Source organism: Methyloparacoccus murrellii, from assembly GCF_054657115.1.
Window position 1 is genome coordinate 24523 of sequence record NZ_BAAHXD010000037.1, and the last position, 9852, is coordinate 34374.

The 9852-nt window shown below is 62.3% G+C and carries 6 protein-coding genes; all 6 read right to left on the bottom strand.

From position 1 onward, the window contains the following. Positions 1-8 precede the first annotated feature (8 nt). Positions 9-1967, bottom strand: a complete 1959-nt coding sequence (locus ACYQ1H_RS11185) for a hypothetical protein (RefSeq protein ID WP_460028119.1) — start codon at positions 1965-1967, stop codon at positions 9-11. Positions 1968-2073: 106 nt separating this feature from the next. Continuing rightward, entirely contained in the window at positions 2074-3072 is a 999-nt protein-coding gene (locus ACYQ1H_RS11190) for a formate dehydrogenase accessory protein FdhE (RefSeq protein WP_460028120.1), read from the bottom strand. Beyond that, positions 3069-3713, bottom strand: a complete 645-nt coding sequence (locus tag ACYQ1H_RS11195) for a formate dehydrogenase subunit gamma (protein WP_460028121.1) — start codon at positions 3711-3713, stop codon at positions 3069-3071. Before ACYQ1H_RS11195 ends, ACYQ1H_RS11190 begins: the two co-directional genes overlap by 4 nt. Continuing rightward, positions 3710-4582 carry a formate dehydrogenase subunit beta gene (gene fdxH / locus ACYQ1H_RS11200; protein ID WP_460028122.1) on the bottom strand — a complete coding sequence of 291 codons (873 nt, stop codon included), beginning with the start codon at positions 4580-4582 and terminating at the stop codon, positions 3710-3712. Before fdxH ends, ACYQ1H_RS11195 begins: the two co-directional genes overlap by 4 nt. 3 nt (positions 4583-4585) lie before the next feature. After that, positions 4586-7777 (bottom strand): formate dehydrogenase-N subunit alpha, encoded by a 3192-nt coding sequence (gene fdnG, locus ACYQ1H_RS11205; RefSeq protein WP_488199408.1) that lies wholly within the window; start codon positions 7775-7777, stop codon positions 4586-4588. A gap of 137 nt (positions 7778-7914) precedes the next feature. Further along, the coding region (locus ACYQ1H_RS11210) for an InlB B-repeat-containing protein (RefSeq protein ID WP_460028123.1) at positions 7915-9852 on the bottom strand (1938 nt) is incomplete at its 5' end.

Consider the following 9852-nt stretch of genomic DNA (forward strand, 5'->3'; position numbering starts at 1 on the left):
GGCCGGGTTCAATCGGCAGCGGTGAACAGGTCGAGACTGCGCCCCAGCCAGTAGGCGAACAGGAAATCGGCGCCCGGGTAATCCACCGCGACGCTGCTGGCCTTGTACTCCAGTGGCGAGTGCTTCCAGGCATACACCGTGTAGGCACTGGCCTCGAACAGTGGCGTCATGCGCTGGGACTGGGTGCGGTCGTTGTCCTCCCAGTCGAACTTCCAGGGCGCCGACGGAAACGGCGACATGACGAAGTCGGAGCGAATGCGGTGATCGATGGCCAGCCTGGGCTTGGGCGCCGGCAGTTCGCGCAGGCGCCAGAGCGCGGCCTGGGCGGCATCGCTGTGCGGCAGCGTGCCGAGGCGGGCGAACAGCACGCTCCACGGGCCCAGCGGCACCCGCGAGAAATCGTGATAGACCGCCTCCACCCCGCGCCGGAGCACGCTGCAACTGTCGATGCCGGGCAGGGGTGACCGCTCGCTGAGCAGATTGAACAGCAGATACTGCACGGCGGCGAGGTGCGTGCCGCTCCAATCGGCGATGCCATAGGAGTAGACGGTGGAACTGCCTGCGCCAAGGTTCGCCGCCTGGCGGTTCCACTCCTTGCGGGCCGCCCGGATGACCAGTGGATCGCCCGTCGTATAGGCCGCCAGCCACAACGCCGCCAGGCGGTTGTAGCCGCTCGCCTGCGCCACCTGGAGCTGGCTCGCCACCTGCACGCTGTTGTCGTGCAGACGCTGGCAAAAGGCGGCATGGCCTTCCCGGCCATCCTCGCAGACAGCAGCCTGGGCCATCGCCATGCCCAGCATGACGCCCTTGTACATGTCGTTGTTGCCGCCCGCCTCCCATTCCAGATGCGCCAGGGTGCCCTGCCCCGGATACCAGGGCGGAACCGGACGTCCCTCGGCCTTGCGCAGGGTGCGGGCGAAGATGCGGCGGTTGCCCGTGATCTCCAGCAGCGTCATCAGGCCCTCCACGCTGCGGACAAGGTTGTCCCGCGCGGCCGGATCGGCAGTCAGCCGATGGCGCAGGGCCTGGCTGGCGGCGTAGGCGCCGGTCCACAGGGCCGCATCGTGGCTCGGATAGCCCTTGCCCTCGGCATCGACGAACTCGAACAGCAGCCCGGTAGCGGCATCGATGGCCCGCTCGGCCGTGACCCGGTCGAAATGCTCGGCCTTGCCTGCCAGCGTCCATTTGAAGGCATCCGCCCGCGCCAGGGTTTCCTGCAGGCTGATGGGATCGACGATCTTATCCACGACCCGCAGCCGGTCCCCGTGGCGCTGGTAGTAATCGAAATCGGTGCGGTCGGACACCGCAATATGGACGGGATTACGGAACGCCGGCAGGTCCGTATAGGGCAACACCGCAGACAATTGCCGGTAGCTCTTGAACAGGTCGAACAGAAAGTCCCGGACGCTTCCCGGAACGGCCACATGGGTGGGCGTCTCGCGCAGATACCCGACGAAGATGGGCATATCGCCGCCCGGCTCCGGCAGGCTCCAGGTTTCCGGACCCACCCGTTCGCCGGCCTGGCCCAGCACGTAGGTCCCCTGCAGCGAACCCTGCGCCGGCAGGAACTGCCCGGTCACCGGCACCGGAAGCTGTTCGGCCTGCCGGCGAATCAGGGCTCCGCGCTGGCGCACGAAGTCCGCCTTGCGCAGACTGGCTGCCACCTGGTAACCCCCGCCCGCCAGGGGTTCCGCCGTACCCTGCCAGACCCAGGACAGCCCGCGGTCGTCCTCGACCCGGACGGTATCGGCATAATCGATGACGCGAAGGAAGCGGAAACCCGCTCCTGCGGCCGGGATCAGCTGGACCCGGCCGGTATAGTCACCGCGCTCGTCGTGGCCCTCGACCTGCCATACGGTACTGCCGCCTGCCGCCAGCGCGGGCATCGGCGACAGCAGCCAGCCGAACAGCGCCAATGCCACCAGAGACAGGCCGGACCGGCCCGTCGGGGTTTGCCACAGATTCATGGCCAGACCTCCATGCAGGGGAATAAAGACGGGGCGTCAACAAGGCCGCAAGGAACCGGCATCCCCCCGGAACAGGCGGGTTACCGGACCTCTAACGGCCATGGCTTCACTCTCCCGGGAACAGGCAGGGATTGAAACCGGAACGGGCAAAACCCTGCTCGGCGAGCAGGACGTCGAGCGCCAGCGTGGCCAGATCGTCGGCGATGGCGTCGGCGCCGGGCAGGCGGCTGCGGTCGACCTGCTTGAGGTAGGCACGGCAATCACCGCAGGTTGCCGCCTTCACTACGCCGCCACCCCCCTCGATCTCCACGAAGGCCATGGCCTTCTGACTGCCGCAGTGGGCGCACTGGATGCGTGGAAACAGCCATTCGCTGGCGCACAAACCGCAATGCAGATAACGCAGCCCCGATGCCTCGCCCCATGCCCGCAGCACACTCGCCACCGGCCAGCCACCACAGACGGGACAGACAGGGGATGCGGCCGGGCGGCCGGCAGCGACAGGCGCCAGACGGCTGGCGCGCTGGGCCAGCAGGACCTGCAGGCCGGTGGCGACGAAGGGCAGTACCGCGGCATCGCCGGACCGGCATTCGCCGGAGACCAGCCCGGCCAGCCAGCGGCCGACTGCGTCCGGGGTGGCACCGATCAGCCGGCGCGAGGTCTCACCCACATCCGGAGTAACCGGGGGAAGCGCGGCCGCCAGTCGTTGCAGCAGGGGCGGAAGGGAAAGCGCCCAGACCTCGTCCTGCAATGACAGGGGCGGCTGCCATGGCGGAAAATCCTGTCTGGCCTGACCGTCCGCCAGCGGGCGTGGGGATGCGGACGGTTCTCCCGAAGCCTCCGTGGATGCCCCGTCAGGACCGGCGCCCCTCTCCCGCGCCACGGCGCCGCCCGTGCCGTCATGCCGCATGAGATCGGCATCCCGTTCGGCGCTCAGCGCCGCCTGGCGTTCGGCCAGCGTCGCCAGCAACGACAGATAGCCGGACAGGCCGGACGTGAGCGCGGCCAGCTCGCGCAGGCGCCGGGCACGGTGGGTAAATAGACTGCGGGGTTCCGGCAGCCGGATGGCCGGGGGCTGGCCAGCGTCCGTGCCGGCACCGGGGTTCACGGTTCGTCCCCGCCCTGCTCGACCTGCCGGAGCCAGCCGGGGTGGTGCTTGCGCGCCCAGGCGCGGCTGACGGTGCCGCGTACCATGGCCCCGACCGTGCCGCGTATCCAGATGGCTGCGTAAATATGGACGATGATGCCGGAGATCATCACGAAGGCGCAGACGGCGTGCAGCAGCACGGCGATGCGGATGAGGTCGATGGGGAAATACCCGGCGAACCAGGGCCGCCAGATGATGATGCCGGTGATCAGCAGCGTCGGGATGGTGGCGATCAGGGTCCAGAACAGCAGTTTTTGCCCGGCGTTGTAACGGTCGACTTCCGGCAGCCGGTCTTCCCGGTTGCGGATCACGTCGCCGATCCGTTTCAGCCATTCGACATCGTTGCGGCTGATGAGGTTGTGATGCCAGAACTTCAGCGCCAGCCCGGCAAACGACAGGAACATCACCACGCCGATGTAGGGATGCAGGATGCGCGTCCACACCGGCCCGCCGAACAACTGGGTGAACCAGAACATCGACGGGTGAAACAGCGCCAGCCCGGAGAAGGCCAGCAGGATGAAGGTGATGGCGGTCAGCCAGTGATTGGCCCGCTCGGCGGGCGTGTAACGCCGGATGAGGCGGGAGTGAGTTTCCGTCTTCATGTCGGGTGGTCCTCCTCATCGGCTTCGGCGTCGTTCGGGCCGATGGTCACGTAATGGAAGAAGCCGGCCAGCGCCGTGAAAACCATCGCCGCCGTCGCCAGGGGTTTCAGGACGCCTTTCCACAGGCCCACCGTCGGGCTGATGGTGGGTTCTTTCGGCAGGTCGTTGTAAAGCTGCGGCTGGTCGGCGTGATGCAGCACATACATCACATGTGTGCCGCCGACGCCAGCCGGGTCGTACAGCCCGGCCTGATCGAAGCCGCGCTCCTTGAGGTCGGCGATGCGGTCATTGGCGTGATCGATCATGTCTTCCTTGCTACCGAACACCAGCGCCTGGGTCGGGCAGGCCTTGATGCAGGCCGGCTCCAGCCCGACCGACACCCGGTCGGAGCAAAGCGTGCACTTGTAGGCCTTGCTATCCTTTTTCGAGATACGCGGGACGTCGAACGGGCAGCCAGCCACGCAATAGCCGCAACCGATGCAGTGCTCCTCCTGGAAGTCGACGATGCCGTTGCTGTACTGAATGATGGCCCCCGGCGACGGGCAGGCCTTGAGGCAGCCGGGGTCGGCGCAGTGCATGCAGCCGTCCTTGCGGATCAGCCATTCCAGGGTGCCGTTCTCTTCGTGCTCGGCAAAGCGCATCAGCGTCCAGCTGTTCTCGGTCAGGTCATGCGGGTTCTGGTAGGAACCCTCGTTGATGCCGACCTCCTCGCGAAGATCGTTCCACTCCTGGCAGGCCGACTGGCAAGCCTTGCAGCCGATGCACTTGGTGACGTCGATGAGCTTGGCGACTTCCTGCTGTTGCCGTTGCTGTGGTGGCGGCGTCGTCGTGGCCGAGCGCCGGGTGATATCCAGGGATTGCAGTGACATGGCTTACACCTCCGTCCGGCCTTTCAGCAGCCGTTCCAGCAACGACAGTTTGGGGGTGGCGCCCGTCTTGCCGTCCCAGCGGCGGCTCGGCGCCGGCGGGTTGGGCAATTCGGCATGCCGAGCCGCCGGCCCGGTGACCTTCTCCACCTTCACCAGAAACGCCTTGAATTCCGGCGTCTGCGTATTGGCGTCGCCGAGATAGGGCGTCAGGTTGTTGCAGAAGAAGCCCTTGCGCGTCTCGCCCATGAAACCCCAGTGCACCGGAATGCCGATCTGATGCAGCGGCTTGCCGGCCACGGTCAGCGCCGGCAGGCGCTTGGTGACCACGGCCACGGCGCGGATATGGCCGCGTTTGGAGCGGACCTGAACGATCTCGCCATTAACGATGCCCAGTTCCCTGGCCAGCGTCTCGCCGATCTCGACGAACTGCTCCGGCTGCAGCGAGGCATTGATGCGGACATGGTTGGTCCAGGTGTTGAACAGCTCGGTGATGCGGTAGGTGGTCGCCACTACCGAAAACTCGCGGCTGTCGCCGAGCATCGCCCGATCCTTGTCGAAGACGCGCGCCGCCGGATTGTGGCTCACGGCGGGGTGCAGCGGATTGCCGTCCAGGGGACTTTCGAACGGCTCGTAATGTTCGGGGAAGGGCCCATCCGCCAGCTTGTCCGCGCCGAACAACCGGCCCACGCCCTCGGCATTCATGATGAAAGGCAGCATGTCGCTGCCCGGAGCCTGGTCGATCTTGAAGTCGGGCACGTCGCAACCGGTCCAGCGCTGGCCGTCCCATTCCAGAATCCGCCGCTTCGGGTCCCACGGCTGGCCGGCAGGATCGCAGGAGGCACGGTTGTAAAGGATGCGGCGGTTGGCCGGCCATGACCACGCCCAGCCTGGCGAGATACCCTGACCGCTGGGGTCGGACGGATCGCGCCGCGCCATCTGGTTGCCGGCTTCGGTCCAGGCGCCGCTGAAGATCCAGTTGCCGCAGGCGGTGCTGCCGTCGTTGCGCAGCTGATGGAACCCGTCGAGTTGCTGCCCCTTGCGCAGCTGGATCCTGCCGGCGTCGCCGGGGTCGGACAGATCGGCCAGGGCCTGGCCGTTGTACTCCCGCGCCAGCTCACCGGGCGTCGGATCGTGCGGGTTGCGATACGGCCAGTGCAGATACCGGATCGGTTCATGGAAGGCGCCGCCTTCCTGCTCGTAGAGTTCGCGCAGCCGCAGGAACAGGTCGGCCATGATCTCGATGTCGGTCTTCGCCTCGCCGGGCGGTTCCGCGCCCTTCCAGTGCCATTGCAGCCAGCGCGAACTGTTGACCAGCGAACCGTCCTCCTCGGCGAAGCAGGTGGTCGGCAGGCGGAAGACTTCGGTCTGGATATCGGCCGGGTTCACGTCGTTGTGCTCGCCGTGGTTTTGCCAGAACTCGGAGGTTTCGGTGGCCAGCGGGTCCATCACCACCATGAACTTGAGTTTGGCCATACCCCCGCGGACCTTGTTCTTGTCCGGGTAGGAGGCCAGCGGGTTGAAGCCCTGACAGATAAAGCCGTTGACCTTGCCTTCGGCCATGAGATCGAACATCCGCAGGCTGTCGTAAGGCTTATCCAGTTTCGGCAGCCAGTCGTAGGCGAAATCGTTGTCGACGGTCGCCGCCGCGCCATACCAGGCTTTCATCAGGCTGGTATGGAACCTGGGGAAATTCGACCAGTAGCTCCATTGCCCCGGCCGCAGCGGCTTGAGAGTGCGCTTGGCCAGATAGCCGGCGCGGTCGGTTTCATGGTCGCGCGGCAGGGTCATGTAGCCCGGCAGCATCTCGGTCAGGAGGCCGAGGTCACTCAGCCCTTGAATATTCGAGTGGCCGCGCAGGGCATTCACCCCGCCGCCGCTGAGGCCGATATTGCCCAGCAGGAGCTGGATCATGGCCATAACGCGAATGTTCTGCACACCGACCGAGTGATGCGTCCAGCCCAACGCGTAGAGGCTGGTCAGCGCCCGCTCCGGCGTGGCGGTGGAGGCGATCAGTTCGCAGACCTTGAGGAAAGACGCCACCGGCGTTCCGCAGAGCGCGTGCACCTGTTCCGGTGTGTAGCGGTCGACGTGATTCTTGAGCAGCGCGAACACGCAGCGTGGATGCTGGAGCGTCTCATCCACCTTGGCATAGCCCTGCTCGTCCAGTTCGTAGGTCCAGGTCGTTCTGTCGTAGCGGACTTCCGGGTTGCTGGCGTCATAGCCGCTGAACAGACCCTCGTCGAAGCGGAAATCCTCGCGCACGATGAACGCGGCATTAGTGTAAGCCTTCACGTAAGGCCGATTGATGGCGGCCTTTTCCAGCAGATAGCGGATGACGCCATTCAGAAAGGCAATGTCCGAACCGGCACGAATCGGCACGTACAGGTCCGCCACCGCCGCCGTGCGGGTGAAGCGCGGATCGACCACGATCAGCTTGGCCTTGTTGCGCGCCTTGGCTTCCACCGCCCACTTGAAGCCGACCGGATGCGCCTCGGCCGGGTTGCCGCCCATGGCGATGATGACGTCGGCATGCTGGATGTTCATCCAGGTGTTGGTCATCGCCCCGCGCCCAAAGCTGGACGCCAGCGCCGTCACCGAGGGCGCGTGGCAGATGCGCGCCTGGCTGTCGATCATGACCATGCCCAGCGCCCGGGCGACCTTGTTGGTGAGATAGCCGGTCTCGTTGGAGGCCGCCGAGGCGGCCAGGAAACCGGTCGACACCCATCGGTTGACGGTCTGGCCCTGGTCATTCCTGGCGATGAAATTGGCGTCGCGGTCGTCCTTGACCCGCCGGGCGATCTGCTCCATCGCCCAGTCCCAGGATACGCGCTGCCACTCGCGGCTGCCGGGTGCCCGGTACTCCGGGTAACGCAGGCGCGTCTTGCTGTGGACGAAGGACAGCAAGCCTGAACCCTTGGGGCACAGACTGCCACGGCTGACCGGATGGTCGGGATCACCCTCGATGTGGATGATCTCCGCCTTGGCGTTCTTGGCCTTGTCGCCCAGGCTGTACATGATCAGCCCGCAGGCCACCGAACAGTAGGGGCAGGTATTGCGCGTCTCGGTGGTGCGGGTCAGCTTGAAGGTGCGGACATCCGCCACTGCCGCCTCGGGCGAGAACCCCAGCGCGGCCAGCGACGAGGCCCCGAGCGAGGTCGCGCTCACCTTGAAGAATTGTCGTCGGGTGACTTGCATGATGCGGGTGCTCCTGTCTGATCGGGTGCCGATTCTGTTCGGCCGGCTAGTGGGATGCGTATCGTCTCAAGTGCAACACCGGTTCCTCCGAAAATCCGCAAGAACCGGTAAATTGCTAACGCTAATGGGCCTGCACATTACTGGAATGTAGCCCCTACGGCTTTGTTACCATCTATAAAGAGACTGCACACGTCGGCGCCTGAGCACGCGCCCGTCCATCCCACAAACGATCTTCCTTGTTGGGGAAGCGGACTCAATATCACCTCAGTGCCTTTGGTGAATTTGACCGTACAGGACTTTTTCTTGTCCGGGCAATTGAGACCTGCAGGGCTGCTGATGACCGACCCGAGGGTATTTTTCGTAATCTTGAGGTTGTACCTGGGTAGTTTCTTGAAGACGGCATTCACGGTCATCTTGCCGGTGGGTTTGATGTAGCAGATGTTGCCCTCAATAGATTGGCATCCATTCCAACGAATGAACTCATAGCCGAGACCAGGTGTGGCAGTCAGTTTTGCGGAGGAGAAAAATGCACTGCACAGCTTGTTGGGGCCTCCACAAAGAATTCCGGCTGGCTCACTGCTTATTACCCCAGTGTTTGGTTTGGTGATCTTGACCGGGTACTTGGGCATCTCAATGAAGTTTGCTGATACGGATTTATCGTCGTCCATGGTGACGGCACACGTTCCGGTTCCAGAGCATACGCCACCCCAGCCGGCGAAGGCATAGCCATAATCAGGTTGAGCGATCAGCGTCACGGTGGAACCGTCGAGGAATTGACTGCTACAGGCTGACCCACAGCTAATTTTTGCGGGTATGCTGGTGATAGTGCCGCTGCCAGTTTTTGTTACCGTCAGAACTCTTAGCGGAGCGAATGTTGCACTCACGCTTTTCTCTGAATCCATGGTCACTACACAGGTACCGATTCCTGAGCAAGCTCCGCCCCATCCTGTGAAGGTATAGCCATTGTCAGGCTGGGCAATAAGAGACACGTTGGAGCCTTCGGCAAATTGACCACTACAGTTGGAGCCACAGTTAATTGCGGCGGGATTGCTGATGACAGTGCCATATCCCTGACCGGTCTTGGTTACCGTTAGATTATTGTAGTTTATTTTTGCCTGCAGAGATGCTACGACATTCTTATCCGTATCAACTCGCATAAGGCATGGCTCTCTCGTGGAGCAATCACCTTCCCACCCGTTAAAAATGTAGTTAGATTTAGGTATAAATGTCATAACTACGGCAACCCCATGGAAGTAAATATAACTGCAGGCATTCCCATTGCAGCTTGTTTCCAGTGGAGGATGGTCAAATACAACGCTTCCACCTTCAATTCCTTCAACCCTGACTTCATGCGTCAATAGTTTTGGAGTTTCGACGTCAGGTTCACTTAGGATCGGCTTGTAAGGTATAAAGCCCGGAAGTGCCAAATCATCGCTTTTATCCACTATTCTGTCGGCAATTTCTGAATCACTGAGGGTGCCCCAATAGTTGTTCTGAGCCGTCATCGACGATGAGTCATACTGAAGAGCAAGAATATTATCGATTGCCTTAATAAATGAATTGTTTTCAACGATCATTTTGCTGCCAGAATAAGCAGCCCAGTTCACAAGAGGCTGAGACTGTTTGTAGAACAAGTTTTTTCTTATAGAAAGATTGACGCCCGTCAATCCCGCGCTAAGCAAGCCGGGGTTTATAAAGACATTCTTCTCTATGATTGAGTCTCGAACTGGATACCAAAGGTACATATAGTCAATATTTTCTATATAAGAATTACGCAAGACCAAAGAGCCATATACTGCATCGCCGCTCGGATAAAAAAGCTTTGAATTGTATATGTGCGCGTTTTCAATTCTTACGAGCCCATCAAGATCGCTAATAGTCTGTGAGTTTCCCGGGTATATTGATATATTTTCGAATGTGATTGAGTCGTCGCTTAGTCCTATTGCCGCAAGTGTCCCCCACATCCTGAGTGAGCGACCATTACCATAAACTCTGGTTCCGGGCTCAATCGTGAGAGTAGCGCCTTGCGCAACTTGAACGTCTCCTTGCAGAACGTACGGCGATTTGTCTTTACT